The following is a 17834-nucleotide window of genomic DNA, read 5'->3' on the forward strand; positions in this document are numbered from 1 at the left end:
AGCATATGCAACTGAATTCCACCGAAATCAGCGAACTGATCAAGCAGCGCATTGCTCAGTTCAATGTCGTGAGCGAAGCTCACAATGAAGGTACTATCGTTTCCGTCAGCGACGGCATCATCCGCGTAAACGGCCTGGCCGATGTTATGCAGGGTGAAATGATCGCACTGCCGGGCAACCGCTTCGCTATCGCACTGAACCTGGAGCGCGACTCCGTAGGTGCCGTAGTGATGGGCCCATACGCTGACCTCGCCGAAGGCATGAAGGTTAAGTGTACCGGTCGTATCCTGGAAGTTCCGGTAGGCCGTGGCCTGCTGGGTCGTGTGGTGAACACCCTGGGTGCACCTATTGATGGCAAAGGCGCCATTGATAACGACGGCTTCTCGCCAATCGAAGTGATTGCGCCAGGCGTTATCGACCGTCAGTCGGTCGACCAGCCTGTACAGACTGGTTATAAGTCTGTAGATGCGATGATCCCAATCGGCCGTGGCCAGCGTGAGCTGATCATCGGCGACCGTCAGACCGGTAAAACCGCGATGGCGATCGATGCGATCATCAACCAGCGCGATTCCGGCATCAAGTGCGTGTACGTGGCTATCGGCCAGAAGGCTTCTACCATCGCTAACGTGGTACGTAAGCTGGAAGAACACAACGCGCTGGCTAACACCATCGTGGTTGTGGCTACCGCTTCCGAGTCTGCTGCGCTGCAGTACCTGGCACCGTATGCAGGTTGCGCCATGGGCGAATACTTCCGTGACCGCGGTGAAGACGCGCTGATCGTATATGATGACCTGTCCAAGCAGGCCGTTGCATACCGTCAGGTTTCTCTGCTGCTGCGCCGTCCACCAGGTCGTGAAGCTTTCCCTGGCGACGTGTTCTACCTCCACTCCCGTCTGCTGGAACGTGCTTCCCGCGTGAGCGCCGACTACGTTGAGCGCTTCACTAACGGTGCAGTAAAAGGTAAAACCGGTTCTCTGACCGCGCTGCCGATCATCGAAACTCAGGCTGGCGACGTTTCCGCGTTCGTTCCGACCAACGTAATCTCGATTACCGATGGTCAGATCTTCCTGGAAACTAACCTGTTCAACTCCGGTATTCGTCCGGCAGTTAACCCAGGGATCTCCGTATCCCGTGTGGGTGGCGCTGCGCAGACCAAGATCATCAAGAAACTGTCCGGTGGTATTCGTACCGCGCTGGCGCAGTATCGTGAACTGGCAGCGTTCTCTCAGTTCGCTTCCGATCTGGACGAAGCAACCCGTAAACAGCTGAGCCACGGTCAGAAAGTGACCGAGCTGCTGAAACAGAAACAGTATGCGCCGATGTCCGTAGCGCAGCAGGGTCTGGTGCTGTTTGCCGCCGAGCGTGGCTTCCTGAACGACGTTGAGCTGGCGAAAATCGGCAGCTTCGAAGCAGCGCTTCTGGCCTATGCAGATCGCGACCACAGCGAGCTGATGGCGGAAATCAACCAGGCTGGTAACTACAACAACGATATCGAAGCGAAGCTGAAAGCTCTGCTCGAAACGTTCAAGAAAACCCAGTCCTGGTAATGTCTGGCGGCTTGTCCCTTCCGGGGCAGGCCGCAAGGCTTTGAGGAGAAGCTTATGGCCGGCGCAAAAGAGATACGTAGTAAGATCGGAAGCGTTCAAAATACGCAAAAGATCACCAAAGCGATGGAAATGGTCGCCGCCTCCAAAATGCGTAAATCGCAGGAACGCATGGCGGCCAGCCGTCCTTATGCAGAGACCATGCGCAAAGTGATTGGTCACATTGCGTTAGGCAATCTGGAATACAAGCACCCTTACCTGGAGGAGCGCGACGTTAAGCGCGTCGGCTACCTGGTCGTGTCTACCGACCGCGGGCTTTGTGGTGGTTTGAACATTAACCTGTTCAAAAGAGTGCTGGCTGATATGAAAGGCTGGGCGGATAAAGGCGTCGAGAGCGATCTGGCGATTATCGGCTCTAAAGGTGTTTCATTTTTCGGCGCTGTCGGCGGCAACGTGGTTGCTCAGGTGACGGGCATGGGCGACAAGCCTTCCCTGTCCGATCTGATCGGCCCGGTAAAAGTCATGCTGCAGGCTTACGACGAAGGTCGTATCGACAAGCTCTATGTTGTCAGCAACAAATTTATCAACACCATGTCCCAGTCACCGCAAATCATCCAGCTGCTGCCGTTACCGCCAGCAGATCCGGAAGAAGGCGTAGTGAAGAAGAGTACCTGGGATTATCTGTATGAACCGGATCCGAAAGCGCTGCTGGACACGTTACTGCGTCGCTACGTCGAGTCTCAGGTTTACCAGGGTGTTGTAGAAAACCTGGCCAGCGAGCAGGCCGCGCGTATGGTGGCGATGAAAGCTGCGACCGACAACGGCGGAAACCTGATCAAAGAGCTGCAGTTGGTATACAACAAAGCTCGTCAGGCCAGCATCACCCAGGAACTTACCGAGATTGTCGGTGGAGCCTCCGCGGTTTAACCAGGTTTAATGAATTAGGTAGAGGATTCAAGATGGCTACTGGAAAAATTGTCCAGGTAATCGGCGCCGTTGTTGACGTCGAATTTCCTCAGGACGCAGTACCACAAGTGTACAGCGCGCTTGAGACTAAAAATGGTGATACCCGTCTGGTGCTGGAAGTACAGCAGCAGCTGGGTGGTGGCGTGGTTCGCGCCATCGCAATGGGTTCTTCCGACGGCCTGAAGCGCGGTCTGGAAGTCGCTGACCTTGCGCACCCAATCGAAGTACCGGTAGGTACCGCAACGCTTGGCCGTATCATGAACGTGCTGGGCGAGCCAATCGACATGAAAGGCGACATCGGCGAAGAAGAGCGTTGGGCGATCCACCGTTCTGCACCTTCATACGAAGACCAGTCCAACTCTCAGGAGCTGCTGGAAACCGGTATCAAGGTAATCGACCTGATGTGTCCGTTCGCGAAGGGCGGTAAAGTTGGTCTGTTCGGCGGCGCGGGTGTAGGTAAAACCGTAAACATGATGGAGCTGATCCGTAACATTGCGGCTGAGCACTCAGGTTTCTCCGTTTTTGCCGGTGTGGGCGAGCGTACCCGTGAAGGTAATGACTTCTACCACGAAATGACCGACTCCAACGTTATCGACAAAGTATCTCTGGTCTACGGCCAGATGAACGAGCCACCAGGAAACCGCCTGCGCGTTGCCCTGACTGGCCTGACCATGGCGGAAAAATTCCGTGATGAAGGTCGTGACGTACTGCTGTTCATCGATAACATCTACCGTTACACCCTGGCCGGTACCGAAGTGTCCGCGCTGCTGGGTCGTATGCCATCAGCGGTAGGCTACCAGCCAACGCTGGCGGAAGAGATGGGCGTTCTGCAGGAACGTATCACCTCAACCAAAACCGGTTCTATCACCTCCGTACAGGCCGTTTACGTGCCTGCGGATGACTTGACTGACCCATCGCCAGCCACCACCTTTGCTCACTTAGACGCAACCGTGGTACTGAGCCGTCAGATCGCGTCTCTGGGTATCTACCCGGCGGTTGATCCACTGGATTCTACCAGCCGTCAGCTGGATCCGCTGGTTGTTGGTCAGGAACACTACGACGTGGCTCGTGGCGTGCAGTCTCTGCTGCAGCGTTACCAGGAACTGAAAGACATCATCGCTATCCTCGGGATGGACGAGCTGTCTGAAGACGACAAGCTGGTTGTTGCTCGCTCTCGTAAGATGCAGCGCTTCCTGTCTCAGCCGTTCTTCGTGGCAGAAGTCTTCACCGGTTCTCCGGGCAAGTATGTGTCGCTGAAAGATACCATCCGTGGCTTTAAAGGCATCATGGACGGTGAATTCGACCATCTGCCAGAGCAGGCTTTCTACATGGTTGGTTCCATCGAAGAAGCCGTGGAAAAAGCGAAGAAACTGTAATAACGGTTTCCCGGGAGGTTAATTATGGCTATGACTTTTCACCTGGACGTGGTCAGTGCAGAACAGCAGATGTTCTCCGGCACTGTGCAGCGTATTCAGGTGTCAGGTAGCGAAGGCGAGCTGGGGATCCATCCTGGCCACGCCCCGCTGCTGACCGCCATTAAACCTGGTATGGTTCGCATCGTTAAAGAACAGGGCGACGAAGAGTATATCTATCTCTCCGGCGGCATGTTGGAAGTACAGCCAGGCGCGGCTACCGTGCTGGCTGATACGGCGATCCGCGGCACCGACCTCGACGAGGCCCGCGCGATGGAAGCGAAACGCAAAGCCGAGGAGCACATGAGTGGCTCTCACGGCGATGTGGACTTTGCTGCCGCGTCGGCTGAACTGGCTAAAGCGATCGCCAAACTGCGCGTGATCGAGTTGACCAAAAAAGCGATGTAATTCAGGTTTAAGCAGAAAGGCCAGACAGGAAACTGCCTGGCCTTTTTTTATTGTCGAAGGGGCGACACAGAGCGCGCTGCAGGAAATCCCGATCGGATAAAACACTATATTTAATGTTGTAATTAAACTGAGCGTTAAACGTTCAGCTACGCCAGAAGAAAAAGCAAAGCGTGCACAACGCCATAACGGTGGCGATGATAGTAAGCGCTGAACAGATAAGGCATTCCGTCTTGCTGCTGCCAGCGTCCGCCATCACAGGTTCCTGCACCGCTTTCTTTTTCTCCGGAATATAGATATAGCCTTTGCCCGGTATCGTTTTAATACAGTTTCTGAGATTCACCGCGGCTAAATCGCGGCGTATTTTATAAACCAGCTGAGTCAGGTTGGCGTCATCGATAGTCGCAGCCCGGCTTTCCCAGATTGCCGTAATCAAATGGCTTTTTGTCAGCTCTTTTTCCGGGTTGCGAAGGAAATAGCTCAGCAATCGTTTCTCTTTTTCGCTGATGGTTAATGTAATGTTGCCATTGATCAGATGATTTCTCTCCTCTGAGAGATAAATATTGTTACCAAGATAAATTTCTTCGTTCATGACTGTGACCTGTTAAGTGGGGAAACCAGTAATAGATTAAAAAAACAGCGATGGTAAAAGGCTTTGTATAGCCTCTGCAAATCCTTATTAATGTTTGCTTTAATATTCTTTTTATTTTTTAGCAGATATCGCTCTGCTTAACTGCTTCGCTCTGTTGGTGGCAGGAATATACCAGCAGAAAAGATAAAGACGGGTTGTAATTATTAGCACAGGCATTGCAGAAAGTGCACGCCAGAAGGCGGTAATCCGCGCCGGTCAAGGGTCTGTAGCGGTTTTGCCGCGCGCAATGTTAAGCGAGGTTCTAATTATTGTTTATCCGTCATTGATAAAAGAGAACAGAGTCTTGTTATTCGAAGGTCGTTTATCCGGTCTGGGGTTATTTATCCTGCCTGTCCCCAGACTCACGCACGCAGTCTGGCCGATAGCTGGCTTATTAATGTTATTTCGGGGCGGGCAGGAGTGAGCTAATAATTATTCTTTATTTGTAACTGGTATGCTTTTCCGTATCGGGTAAAAGTTTGTCGGCCAGCTTAATCAATGGCGCTGAGTACACTAACTTTTATCATATAAGGATTTGCAATGAGCAAGTTGATTCAACAAGACATTCTTACAGAACAGTCTTATGCCGCAGATGGATTTAACCCGGTAACGAACACTTCAGAATTTAGTTACACTTCAGGTCGCGTAGCAAAACGTGTATACAACAAATATAACACCGCCAATAAACCTAAACTCTTTGGCTATTACACTGACTGGGCGCATTACGATCAGCGTCAGGTTGATAATAATGGCAACATTCTTAAAGCCAATCGCGGCCGTGGGATTGATATCACTAAGTTAGACCCAACCGCCTACGATAAAATCATTTTTGGTTTTACCGGTATCGTCGGTGATAAAGGCGCTAATAAAGAAAAAATCGATCAGGCTGCGGCCTGGACCGGCAAGAAAGCCAACGAAATGACCATCCTGGATCCGTGGGCCGATTGCCAGTCTTATATCAACTGCGGCTTCAGCGGCTGGAAAGCATTTGGTTTTGGCCCGGGCACCACCTATCCGTCCGATGGCGAAGGCGACTGTTTCTATCAGGATCACCCTAACCTGCAGGGCGTGCTGGGCGCGATGCGTAAATTGCAGATTGATGCAAAAGCTCAGGGTCACGATCTGGCGCTTTCCTTCAGCCTCGGCGGCTGGACGATGAGCGAAGCCTTCCACGAGCTGGCGAAAAGCCAGAGCGCGATTGATACGCTGGTAGCCAGCATTATCTGGTTCTTCGACCGCTTCCCGATGTTTTCTGAAATCGATATCGACTGGGAATATCCAAATGCTGCAGGCGCGGGTAACCCACACGGCCCGGAAGATGGTGAGAACTACGTGGCGCTGATCTCCAGCCTGCGTAAGGCGCTTGATGCTAACAGCATGAAACACGTGAAAATCAGTATCGCGTCTTCCGCTAACGTGGATGTGTTGCAGCATTCTAATATCAAAGGCCTGCTGGAAGTGGGTTTGTACGGCATCAACCTGATGACCTATGACTTCTTCGGTACGCCGTGGGCGGACGGCCTGGCCCATCACGCCAACCTGTATAAAACCAAAAACAGCACCTACAGTCTGGAAGAAGCGGTTGAGTATCTGCTGAACCTGGGTGTGGATCCTGAAGCCATCAACATCGGTTATGCAGGCTATTCACGTAGCGCCAAGGGCGGCAACATTGAATCCTTCTCTCCGCTGAAGGGTTCTTACGATGGTAGCGGTACTACCGTGGGGACTTTTGAGTCCGGCTGTGTTGAATACTATGACATTATCAACAACTACCTGGATCTGGAAAACCAGTCTGGCCGTAACGGTTACAACGTGTATACCGATGACGAAGCCTGCGCAGATTATCTGTACAGCCCGACGTCTAAAGTTTTCCACTCTATCGATACGCCACGTACCGTACGTGAAAAAGCGCGTTATGTGATCGAAAAAGGCCTGGGCGGTCTGTTCACCTGGACTATCGATAACGATAACGGCCTGCTGGTTAACGCCGGTCGTGAAGGTATGGGCTGCCCGATTGTGCAGCAGAATATCGATATGTCCCCTTTCTACTTCAAAGGGATCAATATCAACGGTGAAAACCCGATTGACCCTGTAGACCCTGTAGACCCTGTAGACCCTGTAGACCCTGTAGACCCTGTAGACCCGGTAGACCCGGTAGACCCAATCGATCCAGTTGACCCAATTGACCCGGTTGACCCAATCGATCCCGTTGACCCGGAAGATAACACCGCGCCAACTGCTGTTATCACTATGAAAGCGCTGGGCGGCAGCACGCTGGTCTTCTCTGCGGATAAATCCGTTAAAGCCGCCAGCTACAAATGGTCAGGCAGCGGTAACGTGCAGATCGTTTCTCCGCAGGCCAGCGAAACGAAAGTTGCGCTGCCGGCTGTTACCTCTGAAAAGGTGGTAGAGCTGCTGCTGACCGTCACCGCGGCCAATAGCAAAACCGATATGGCCTCTTACAAAGTGGTTATCGTGCCTGCATCCGAAGTTACTCCGGATGAGCCAGTGGTGCCGGATGTGCCTGCTGAATATCCCCTGTGGAGTGCAACCGCAGTCTACGTGGAAGGCAGTAAAGTGACGCATAAAGGCGTTAACTTTATCGGTAAATTCTGGTCACAGGGTTCTGAACCTGGTCTGGAAGAAACTACCGGCCAGTTCGGTAAACCATGGGATTACCTTCGTTAATTTGAAATAAATAATGCTCCTTCGGGAGCATTATTTCCCGTCTGCCAGAGTGAAAAAAATGAATATTTCAGAGAGGGGCATTGATTTTATCAAGGCTCAGGAAAAACTTCGTTTAACCGCAGAGAAGAATGACGCGGGCATCTGGACGCTGGGCTATGGCCATGCGGAAAGCGTCCGTGAAGGCGACAGCGTTACGCCTGAACAGGCGGAGGTGCTGCTTGTCAGCGACCTGAACAAATGCGCCGAACTCTTGCGGCAGAAAGTTGAAGTGCCCGTCACGCAGGATCAGTTTGACGCGCTCTGCTCCATTCTGCACAGCGTCGGCGCCGGGCAGCAGGGCGTAAAAGCTGGCCTGATCGAGCTAAAAAGCGGTCAGCCTTCCACGCTGCTGATGTTTTTAAACCAGGGCTGCTATGCCGCCGCCGCCGAACAGTTCGGCTCGTGGATTTACGCCGGAAATGGCGTGGTTAAAACGTTAATTACTCGCAGGGAACGCGAAAAAAATCTTTTTCTTCGCCATAAATAGCCATGGTCTTTGCCGATCGCTATTTATCTTTCTGAGGTATTACCGTGTTATATAATGATGAAACTATGTTGCTGATGAAGTTTTTAAGTGAACATCATCTTTTGGATGCCATGATAGTTGCCAGCGCCGGAGGAGTGGTTAATTACTTTATCCACGGCGAGCTGATAAAAGAAAATAAAGGGAAACTGAGCTTTTTCCTGAAACACATATTTATTTCAATGTTTACTGGCTTTGTGGTTGGCTTACTCTGTATTGATTTCAACATGACTACGTCCCAAACGCTTCTTTTCTCTGCTATCGCCGGCACCAGCGGCAGCGAAGTCGTGGTCGTGCTGCAGCAAAAAATCTCTGAATGGTTAAAGAGTAAAACCGTTTGATCGACAGCGGTGGAAAGTCATAGACGACTCTATTTTGGTGGTATCATGCTCCGGCTGAGGGACGCATACCGGCTTTTCCCGGCGTGGTGCCCTTGTTCGGCCCGGCGGAAAGTATTTTTGAAGGGTAAAAGAAGTAGTGTTTTTCCCGCAATCCAGCTTTACTTTTCGCCAGGAAAGCGATTTCAACATCAAGCAGGATGTCTATGTCAAACAGCGCGCTGAGCGTGGTGATCCTTGCCGCAGGCAAGGGAACCCGTATGTACTCCGATCTTCCCAAAGTTCTTCATCTTTTGGCCGGTAAGCCAATGGTACAACACGTCATTGACGCCGCGCAGGGCGTGGGCGCTGATAAAGTCCATCTGGTTTACGGACACGGCGGCGAACGCTTACAGTCGACCTTGCAGGATCCCTCGCTGAACTGGGTATTGCAGGCCGAGCAGCTGGGCACCGGTCACGCTATGCAGCAGGCCGCGCCCTGGTTTGCCGATGACGAAGATATCCTGATGCTGTACGGCGACGTGCCGTTGATTTCTACCGAAACGCTACAGCGACTGCGCCAGGCAAAACCGCAGGGCGGCATCGCGCTGCTAACGGTCATCCTTGATAATCCCACCGGCTATGGTCGCATCCTCCGTGAGCAGGGCCAGGTCGTGGGCATCGTAGAGCAGAAAGACGCCACGCCGGAACAGCTGGCGATCCGCGAAATCAATACCGGTATTCTGCTGGCCAACGGCGGCGACCTGAAGCGCTGGCTGAGCAAGCTCACCAATGACAACGCTCAGGGCGAATATTACATCACGGATATTATCGCGCTGGCTCATCAGGAAGGCCGGGTGACGGAAACGACGCAGCCTTTGCACAGTTCGGAAACCGACGGCGTTAACAACCGGCTACAGCTGGCGACGCTGGAACGCGTCTGGCAGGCACAGCAGGCGGAAAAACTGCTGCTGGCGGGCGTGATGCTGAAAGATCCGGCGCGTTTCGACCTGCGGGGCGAGCTTAAACATGGCCGCGACGTAGAAATAGACACCAACGTGATTATCGAAGGTAAGGTGCAGCTCGGCAACCGCGTGAAAATCGGCAGCGGCTGCGTGCTGAAAAACTGCGTGATTGGCGACGACTGCGAAATCAGTCCTTACAGCGTGCTGGAAAACGCCGAGCTGGCGGCAGACTGCACCGTCGGCCCGTTCGCCCGGCTTCGTCCCGGCAGCTCGCTTGCCGCTGGCGCACACGTCGGCAACTTTGTCGAAATGAAAAAGGCGACGCTGGGCAAAGGCTCTAAAGCCGGTCACCTGAGCTACCTGGGCGATGCTTCGATCGGCGCTAACGTCAATATCGGCGCGGGCACCATCACCTGTAATTACGATGGCGTGAACAAATCGCTGACGATCATCGGCGACGATGTCTTTGTCGGCTCCGATACCCAGCTGGTGGCGCCGGTATCGGTAGCGGCGGGCACGACCATCGCCGCAGGCACCACGGTGATGAAAGATATCTCCGCGCCAGGTTTGGCCTACAATCGTAAAGAACAGAATCTGAAAACCGACTGGCAGCGTCCGGCGAAGAAAAAATAATTTTACGGGCGGCGAAGATCGCCCGATTGCAGTAAGGGGTGCATGGCACCCATATAACTCTAATCCCCACTCTCTACAAGGCTCGGGGAACCGGAACATACCGGAACAAACAGGCAGAAGACAAAGTTAATGGCAAACGCCATGACGTCAGGAAAACTACTATGTGTGGAATTGTTGGTGCAGTAGCGCAACGTGATATCGCAGAAATCCTGTTAGAAGGGTTACGCCGCCTGGAATATCGGGGCTATGACTCCGCGGGTCTGGCCGTCGTTACCGCCGAAGGGCAGATCACGCGCCTTCGTCGTTTAGGCAAGGTGCAAAAACTGGCGGAAGCGGCGGAAACCACGCCGCTGGCTGGCGGCACCGGTATCGCGCACACGCGCTGGGCAACCCACGGCGAGCCGTCGGAGGCCAATGCGCATCCTCATATCTCAGAACATATCGTTATCGTGCATAACGGCATTATCGAAAACCACGAGCCGCTGCGTGAGCGGTTAAAAGAGCTGGGCTATCGCTTTGCGTCCGAAACGGATACGGAAGTAGTCGCGCACCTGGTGCACTGGGAGCAGAAGCAGAGCGGCGGCACGCTGCGTGAAGTGGTACAGCGCGTGATCCCGCAGCTGCGCGGCGCTTACGGCATGGTCATTATGGACAGCCGCGATCCGTCCGTGCTGGTGGCCGCCCGTTCCGGCAGCCCGCTGGTGATTGGCCGTGGCGTGGGTGAAAACTTTATCGCTTCCGATCAGCTGGCGCTGCTGCCGGTGACGCGTCGCTTTATGTACCTGGAAGAAGGCGATATCGCAGAGGTTAGCCGTCGCGACGTGGTTATCTTCGATCGCCTGGGCGAGCGCGTGGAGCGTGCCGAAATCGAATCCAACGTGCAGTACGACGCGGGCGACAAAGGCCTGTATCGTCACTATATGCAGAAAGAGATTTACGAACAGCCGATGGCGATCAAAAACACCCTGACCGGGCGTTTCAGCCATGGCGAAGTGGATCTCTCCGAGCTGGGGCCAAACGCCAACGCGTTGCTGGCACAGGTTGAGCATATTCAAATCGTGGCCTGCGGCACCTCGTACAATTCCGGCATGGTGTCCCGCTACTGGTTTGAAGCGCTGGCTAACGTGCCGTGCGACGTGGAGATCGCCTCTGAATTCCGCTATCGCAAATCGGCGGTGCGCAAAAACAGCCTGATGATCACGCTGTCGCAGTCCGGTGAAACGGCGGACACGCTGGCGGCGCTGCGCCTGTCGAAAGAGCTGGGCTATCTCGGCTCGCTGGCGATCTGCAACGTGGCCGGCTCTTCGCTGGTACGCGAATCCGATCTGGCGCTGATGACTAAAGCCGGGACGGAAATCGGCGTGGCCTCGACCAAAGCCTTCACCACGCAGCTGACCGTGCTGCTGATGCTGGTGGCAAAAATCGGCCGCCTGAAGGGTATGGACGCGCAGATCGAGCACGATATCGTGCACGGTTTGCAGGCGCTGCCGAGCCGTATCGAACAGATGCTGTCGCAGGACAAGCAGATTGAAGCGCTGGCGGAAGAGTTCTCCGATAAGCATCACGCGCTGTTCCTGGGCCGTGGCGACCAGTATCCAATAGCGATGGAAGGCGCGCTGAAGCTGAAGGAGATCTCCTATATCCACGCCGAAGCCTATGCGGCGGGCGAGCTGAAGCACGGGCCGCTGGCGCTGATCGATGCCGATATGCCGGTGATTGTGGTGGCGCCAAACAACGAGCTGCTGGAAAAACTGAAGTCGAACATCGAAGAGGTGCGCGCGCGCGGCGGCCTGCTGTACGTGTTCGCCGATCGGGATGCGGGTTTTGCCGACAGCGAAGGGATGCGTATTATCCCGCTGCCGCACGTGGAAGAGATTATCGCGCCAATCTTCTACACCGTGCCGCTACAGCTGCTCTCTTACCACGTCGCGCTGATTAAAGGCACCGACGTTGACCAGCCGCGCAATCTGGCGAAATCGGTCACGGTGGAGTAACCGACTACCGCGCCGATCCTGCAGAGGATCGGCGCGTTATCTTTTGCTCTAACGCCTGGAAGTTATCAGGGGGATTCAAGCCGGTAGAAAGGATTGTTTTGTCGCTGCTTCTCTGCGAAAGACGCAATCCTAATCGGAACCGACTTTTATAATGTCGCCATTCTGGCCTAAGCGATAATTATCGCCATCGTATGCTGTGAAAGTCATACCAAAATTCCTGCTTTTATCCACGGAAAAAACAGCATCCTTTTCGATGCAATTTATTTTTATTTTCATATCATCAAAACAAAGCCTGTCATATTTTCCTTCTTCTTTATAACCCTCACCGAAATTCCAAAAAATAACAGTAAAATAGCCAGAGGATGAGGGGTTAGGAATGTTATACTTTTCTTTCAGTGTATCTTTATTTTTTAGCCACCAGTTTATTTTCCCCATATCGGTCTGCGGGAAATTCCTGACTAAAACATAGCTATGATTACCATTATCATGAACTGCGATAACTTCCACCGGACGCAGTGATAGCCAAAGCCAGTAACCAGGCAATACGCAGACAGCCAGAGCGAGCAAGGCAATAAGACTCCTTTTCTTTACTCTCATTTGCGGTCTCCAGTAATTTCTATGACGGCTTCCATGTTGGTCATAAAAGGCTTAAAACCAAACTGGTTGTATCGCTGCAACACAAACCAGATACGAAAGAAGCGGAACAGGTTGAAGCTGAATTTTGATATATCGTCAACATCCAGGCCAAAGTGATCCTGGATTCTGTAATGCACCACCGCCCGATAACTACCATCATCAACCTGTAGCGATTTGATAGTGATGTGTGTTGCCCAGGTGTCGTGGACAGTTATGCCCATACCATTAAAACTATCCTGAATGCGGTCGAATTTGGGGAGTTTTCCTTCGAGAATAGCTTTTCGCAACTCCTCTTTATCTTTTGCCGGATAACATTTATTTTTCCAGTCAATATATTTTTCAATAGCCTCACCTAACCGTAAGCGAGTGCTGTTTGGTGTGTTATCGGACAAAATATGCTCCTTCAGCGCCCTGTTCAGGCTCACACTGCTGAAAGGTGAACCTTTGCCGTGTTGCATGTGGGTAATCATCTCTTCGGCCAAATGGCGGTAAGGCCCATATACCGAGAACAAGGGGGAACGCTCCCGAAACTCATCAAACAGGATCGCCGCGCACTGCTGGCGGGTAATTTTCTCGCCAGCTCCACGGGAGCCGTAAAACATAGACTGTGGCTGATTAAACGGGGTGATTTTCGTCAGGGTATAAGGATTGGCTTTGGCAGAAACATCTACCAGCCCGTAATAGGATTTTAACCGTGCTTCGGTCAGATCGCCGCAGCGCATATCACTGGCGCTGTAATCGTCCATCCGCTTTTGGGTTTTGAATAGAGTGCAGGGGAATTGCAGTCCGGCCATCGTGGCACACTCCTTGTGTTAGCGTCCGTTGCATTCTTTACAGGGAATAATACGCGGTGAAAAGCCAGAGAGTAAACGCTGTGCGGCTTCCCTGTCTGAATTCGGATTTTTGGCCGTTTCGGGCAGAGAAAATAACGGATGTTCTAATCCACTCTTTGTCCGTTGACGGCACATGCTTCAGCCGGGAAGCTGAAGTGGAACATTGAAAAGGGGCGCGCGCGGCGGCCTGCTGTACGTGTTCGCCGATCGGGATGCGGGCTTTGCCAACAGCGAAGGGATGCGTATTATCCCGCTGCCGCACGTGGAAGAGATTATCGCGCCAATCTTCTACACCGTGCCGCTACAGCTGCTCTCTTACCACGTCGCGCTGATTAAAGGCACCGATGTTGACCAGCCGCGCAATCTGGCGAAATCGGTCACGGTAGAGTAACCGACTACCGCGCCGATCCTGCAGAGGATCGGCGCGTTTTTAAAGCTATTTCACTTTGTTGTTAACCTCATCCAGCGTCCTTTTCAGATCGCTGATTTGATCCTTAAGGCTCTGCACGGTGGCTTGCGTTTCCCTGTTTGCCCGGTCTTTTTCCTCTACGCTTTTTTTCAGCTCCTGGAGCTGTTTATCCAGTTTCTTCGTTTCTTCCTGCTGCTCAAGCTTTTCAAGCCTCTCCTGCTGCTGCGTTACCTTCTCCTGCAACGTCTTGTTAGCGTCAATAAGAGCTTTTATGTCACCAATCTGAAAAGAGCGGGAAAAACCTTTACTGTAATCGGAATAGGCAACCAGGTTATCTCTGTCTGACAGGTAACCATCGCCTGATAATAATGGTGGTTGCTCATTTGCCTGCGCCAGCCCAGCTGTGGCGGCCAGCAGCAGGCTGCCAATAATCACTTTTGCTGTGTATTTCATAAAAATTTCCCTTAATAACGTATTTCATTCCATAAACGAGAGCGAAAATTAATCGTCCTCCATCGCGTTTTCGGCTTTGATATTAGCCCACTCAGGGCCGCTAAATATTGGATAAAAAATGAATTTTATGCAGAGAAAAGTCAGCGCAACGAATGGACGGCGCTTCCGGAAGATACACGACGTCGATTCGGAAGCCGGGTCACGCAACTGCCGCGCGCGTTGCTGGCGTAGCGAAGTAACAACAGGGCGATTGCAAAGGCGATCCACTCTTTTCTGGGATGTCTGTATAAAAGATGTTCGTCACAAAACTGTCATATTGTGTACATTTTACTGTCATCAAACTGTCCTATTTTGCCTCCAGCAGCAATCATTAATCATACTAAAACAGTATAAAGACTGACTTTATCCCCTGGAGGGAATATGACACTGATGCAAAAAAACCTGGCTCGTTTGGTGGCTGTTACGCTGTCGCTGAGCGCGGTTTCCGCTTTTGCCGCCGACAACCTGACGGGCGCGGGCGGGACTTTCCCGGCGCCGGTCTATAACAAATGGGCGGCCGAGTACAACAAAGCAACAGGCGCGCAGATTAACTACCAGGGGATCGGTTCTTCCGGCGGCGTAAAACAGATTATTGCTAAGACCGTCGACTTCGGCGCGTCCGACGCGCCGATGAAAGAAGAAGATTTGCAGAAAAACGGCCTGTTCCAGTTTCCAACCGTGATTGGCGGCGTGGTGCTGGCGGTGAACATTCCCGGCGTAAAATCCGGCGAACTGACGCTGGATGGCAAAACCGTTGGCGATATCTATCTCGGTAACGTAAAGAAATGGAACGACCCGGCCATCACTAAGCTGAACCCTGGCGTCAAGCTGCCGGATGCCAATATCAACGTGGTGCGCCGCGCTGACGGTTCCGGTACCTCCTTTGTATTCACCAGCTATCTGGCGAAGGTGAACAGCGACTGGAACAGCAAAGTTGGCAAAGGCAACACCGTTAACTGGCCAACTGGCCTGGGCGGCAAAGGCAACGACGGCGTAGCCGCTTTCGTGCAGCGTCTGCCTGGCTCGATTGGCTATGTGGAATACGCCTACGCCAAACAAAACAACCTGGCCTATACCAAACTGCTGGATGCCGACGGCAAAGCCGTTGCGCCAGGCGAACAGAGCTTCAGCGACGCGGCGAAAGGCGCGGACTGGAGCAAATCCTTCGCGCAGGATCTGACCTACCAGAAAGGCGATAACGCCTGGCCAATCACCTCCACCACTTTTATTTTGATGCAGAAAGATCAGGCCAACGCGGAGAAGGGCGCAGCCGTGCTGAAGTTCTTTGACTGGGCCTATAAAAACGGCGCCCAGGTCACCACCAGCCTGGACTATGCCGCGCTGCCGGACTCCGTCGTAGAGCAGATCCGCGCCGCATGGAAAACCAATATTAAAGACAGCTCGGGCAAAGCGCTGTACTAAGCTGACTAAACGGCTATAAGTTTCGGGCGGCCGCTGTGCCGCCCAAAAACGTTCACTATCGGGAATTTTATGGCTACATCCAGGCCGACATTCAAGGCTCCCGGCAAGCAGGGTGACCTCATTTTTGGCGCGCTGGTCAAGCTGGCCGCGCTGATTGTCTTACTGCTGCTCGGCGGCATTATTGTCTCGCTCATCGTCTCTTCCTGGCCCAGCATTCAGAAATTTGGCCTCTCCTTTCTGTGGACCAAAACCTGGGATGCGCCTAATGAACAGTTCGGCGCGCTGGTGCCGATTTACGGCACGCTGGTGACCTCTGCTATCGCGCTGGTTATCGCCGTGCCGGTCAGCTTTGGCATCGCGCTGTTTCTCACCGAACTGGCACCAAACTGGCTGCGTCGCCCTTTAGGCGTGGCGATCGAGCTGCTGGCCGCCATCCCCAGCATCGTTTACGGCATGTGGGGGCTGTTTATCTTCGCTCCGCTGTTTGCCACTTATTTTCAGACGCCGCTGGGCGAGCTGATGGCCAACGTGCCTATTGTCGGCTCGCTGTTCTCCGGCCCGGCTTTTGGCATCGGCATTCTGGCTGCCGGGATTATCCTGGCGATCATGATCATTCCTTATATCGCCTCGGTGATGCGTGACGTTTTCGAGCAGACCCCGGTGATGATGAAAGAGTCCGCTTACGGCATCGGCTGCACCACCTGGGAAGTGATCTGGCGCATCGTGCTGCCGTTTACCAAAAACGGCGTGATCGGCGGCATTATGCTGGGGCTGGGGCGCGCGCTGGGCGAAACCATGGCGGTGACCTTTATTATCGGTAATACCTACCAGCTGGACAGCGCTTCGCTGTTTATGCCGGGCAACAGCATCACCTCCGCGCTGGCAAACGAATTCGCCGAAGCGGAATCGGGCGTGCATACCGCCGCGCTGATGGAGCTGGGGCTGATCCTGTTTGTGATCACCTTTATCGTGCTGGCCTGTTCAAAGCTGATGATTATCCGCCTGGCGAAAAGTGAAGGAGCACGCTCATGAGCATGATAGCCATGCAGTCCCGCGCGGAGCTGGAAGCCTCCCGCCGTAAAATGCAGGCGTGGCGGCGGATGAAAAACCGCATCGCGCTGACCCTTTCCCTGCTGACGATGGCGTTTGGCCTGTTCTGGCTGATTTGGATCCTTTGGGCGACCATCGCGCGCGGCGTGGACGGCATGACGCTGGCGCTGTTTACGGAAAACACGCCGCCGCCCAATACGGCCGGCGGCGGTCTGGCTAACGCCATTATGGGCAGCGGCCTGCTGATTTTCTGGTCGACCATCGTGGGGACGCCGCTGGGCATCATGGCCGGTATCTATCTGGCGGAATATGGCCGTAAAGGCTGGCTGGCGGAAACGATCCGCTTTATCAACGATATCCTGCTTTCCGCTCCCTCCATCGTGGTCGGCCTGTTCGTCTACACGCTGGTGGTAGCGCAGATGCAGCACTTTTCTGGCCTGGCGGGCGCGGTGGCGCTGGCACTGTTGCAGATCCCCGTGGTTATTCGCACCACGGAAAATATGCTGAAGCTGGTGCCGGACAGCCTGCGCGAAGCGGCATACGCGCTGGGTACGCCGAAATGGAAAATGATTTCGGCCATTACGCTGAAGGCTTCGATATCGGGCATTCTTACCGGCATCCTGCTGGCGATAGCGCGTATCGCCGGGGAAACGGCACCGCTGCTGTTTACCTCGCTCTCCAACCAGTTCTGGAGCACCGATATGCTGCAGCCGCTGGCTAACCTGCCGGTGACGATTTTTAAATTCGCCATGAGCCCGTTTGCCGAATGGCAAAGTCTGGCCTGGGCAGGCGTGCTGCTGATTACCGTCTGCGTGCTGATTTTAAATATTCTGGCGCGCGTGATTTTTGCCAAAAGCAAACACTGATCTAACGCG

The 17834-nt window shown here is 53.4% G+C and carries 16 protein-coding genes and 1 pseudogene; 13 read left to right on the top strand and 4 right to left on the bottom strand.

Going from position 1 to position 17834, the window contains the following annotated elements; all coding sequences use genetic code 11:
• Nucleotides 1–5: 5 nt before the first annotated feature.
• From atpA to ACVWZ0_RS00810, 4 genes are read left to right on the top strand one after another with little or no spacing between them, the layout of a single operon-like run.
• Complete coding sequence (atpA, locus tag ACVWZ0_RS00795) at nucleotides 6–1547, top strand: F0F1 ATP synthase subunit alpha (protein WP_125289174.1); 1542 nt, start codon at nucleotides 6–8, stop codon at nucleotides 1545–1547.
• A gap of 54 nt (nucleotides 1548–1601) precedes the next feature.
• Nucleotides 1602–2471, top strand: a complete 870-nt coding sequence (atpG, locus tag ACVWZ0_RS00800; protein ID WP_253456849.1) for a F0F1 ATP synthase subunit gamma — start codon at nucleotides 1602–1604, stop codon at nucleotides 2469–2471.
• A 32-nt stretch (nucleotides 2472–2503) separates the two neighbouring features.
• Nucleotides 2504–3886: a F0F1 ATP synthase subunit beta gene (gene atpD, locus ACVWZ0_RS00805; protein ID WP_253456846.1), complete on the top strand. Its 1383-nt coding sequence runs from the start codon at nucleotides 2504–2506 to the stop codon at nucleotides 3884–3886.
• Between the two features lie 24 nt (nucleotides 3887–3910).
• Nucleotides 3911–4330, top strand: a complete 420-nt coding sequence (locus ACVWZ0_RS00810) for a F0F1 ATP synthase subunit epsilon (protein WP_125289177.1) — start codon at nucleotides 3911–3913, stop codon at nucleotides 4328–4330.
• Between the two features lie 142 nt (nucleotides 4331–4472).
• Here the strand turns inward: ACVWZ0_RS00810 and ACVWZ0_RS00815 are convergent, their stop codons facing one another.
• Complete coding sequence (locus ACVWZ0_RS00815) at nucleotides 4473–4919, bottom strand: winged helix-turn-helix domain-containing protein (RefSeq protein WP_253456843.1); 447 nt, start codon at nucleotides 4917–4919, stop codon at nucleotides 4473–4475.
• Between the two features lie 579 nt (nucleotides 4920–5498).
• On the opposite strand from ACVWZ0_RS00815, the gene ACVWZ0_RS00820 reads away from it, so the two are divergent.
• From ACVWZ0_RS00820 to glmS, 5 genes are all read left to right on the top strand, one after another.
• Entirely contained in the window at nucleotides 5499–7646 is a 2148-nt protein-coding gene (locus ACVWZ0_RS00820; RefSeq protein WP_253456840.1) for a glycosyl hydrolase family 18 protein, read from the top strand.
• Nucleotides 7647–7704: 58 nt separating this feature from the next.
• Nucleotides 7705–8172 (top strand): lysozyme, encoded by a 468-nt coding sequence (locus ACVWZ0_RS00825; protein ID WP_253456837.1) that lies wholly within the window; start codon nucleotides 7705–7707, stop codon nucleotides 8170–8172.
• Nucleotides 8173–8237: 65 nt separating this feature from the next.
• Nucleotides 8238–8549, top strand: coding sequence for a phage holin family protein (locus ACVWZ0_RS00830; protein ID WP_253456834.1), 312 nt, complete (start codon nucleotides 8238–8240; stop codon nucleotides 8547–8549).
• 203 nt (nucleotides 8550–8752) lie between these two features.
• A complete protein-coding gene (gene glmU / locus ACVWZ0_RS00835) occupies nucleotides 8753–10123 on the top strand; it encodes a bifunctional UDP-N-acetylglucosamine diphosphorylase/glucosamine-1-phosphate N-acetyltransferase GlmU (protein WP_253456832.1) in 1371 nt (456 codons plus the stop codon).
• Between the two features lie 161 nt (nucleotides 10124–10284).
• Nucleotides 10285–12117, top strand: coding sequence for a glutamine--fructose-6-phosphate transaminase (isomerizing) (gene glmS, locus ACVWZ0_RS00840; protein ID WP_253456829.1), 1833 nt, complete (start codon nucleotides 10285–10287; stop codon nucleotides 12115–12117).
• A gap of 129 nt (nucleotides 12118–12246) precedes the next feature.
• On the opposite strand, the gene ACVWZ0_RS00845 is transcribed toward glmS, so the two are convergent.
• Together ACVWZ0_RS00845 and ACVWZ0_RS00850 are read right to left on the bottom strand one after the other, a co-directional pair.
• Nucleotides 12247–12714 (bottom strand): DUF943 family protein, encoded by a 468-nt coding sequence (locus ACVWZ0_RS00845; protein ID WP_253456826.1) that lies wholly within the window; start codon nucleotides 12712–12714, stop codon nucleotides 12247–12249.
• Nucleotides 12711–13547 (bottom strand): YPO3983 family protein, encoded by an 837-nt coding sequence (locus ACVWZ0_RS00850; protein ID WP_253456823.1) that lies wholly within the window; start codon nucleotides 13545–13547, stop codon nucleotides 12711–12713. The genes ACVWZ0_RS00845 and ACVWZ0_RS00850 overlap by 4 nt, the downstream gene beginning before the upstream one ends.
• A gap of 186 nt (nucleotides 13548–13733) precedes the next feature.
• Between ACVWZ0_RS00850 and ACVWZ0_RS00855 the strand changes: the two are divergent.
• A pseudogene (locus ACVWZ0_RS00855) lies at nucleotides 13734–13977 on the top strand (glutamine--fructose-6-phosphate transaminase (isomerizing)); the annotation flags it as partial.
• A 45-nt stretch (nucleotides 13978–14022) separates the two neighbouring features.
• Here ACVWZ0_RS00855 and ACVWZ0_RS00860 read toward each other — a convergent pair.
• Complete coding sequence (locus tag ACVWZ0_RS00860; RefSeq protein WP_253456821.1) at nucleotides 14023–14448, bottom strand: hypothetical protein; 426 nt, start codon at nucleotides 14446–14448, stop codon at nucleotides 14023–14025.
• 420 nt (nucleotides 14449–14868) lie between these two features.
• On the opposite strand from ACVWZ0_RS00860, the gene pstS reads away from it, so the two are divergent.
• From pstS to pstA, 3 genes are all read left to right on the top strand, one after another.
• Nucleotides 14869–15909, top strand: coding sequence for a phosphate ABC transporter substrate-binding protein PstS (pstS, locus tag ACVWZ0_RS00865; RefSeq protein WP_253456818.1), 1041 nt, complete (start codon nucleotides 14869–14871; stop codon nucleotides 15907–15909).
• A gap of 69 nt (nucleotides 15910–15978) precedes the next feature.
• Complete coding sequence (gene pstC / locus ACVWZ0_RS00870) at nucleotides 15979–16941, top strand: phosphate ABC transporter permease PstC (protein WP_253456815.1); 963 nt, start codon at nucleotides 15979–15981, stop codon at nucleotides 16939–16941.
• Entirely contained in the window at nucleotides 16938–17825 is an 888-nt protein-coding gene (gene pstA / locus ACVWZ0_RS00875; protein WP_253456812.1) for a phosphate ABC transporter permease PstA, read from the top strand. Before pstC ends, pstA begins: the two co-directional genes overlap by 4 nt.
• The last annotated feature ends 9 nt before the right edge of the window (nucleotides 17826–17834 follow it).

Source organism: Erwinia sp. TECH1, from assembly GCF_054057575.1.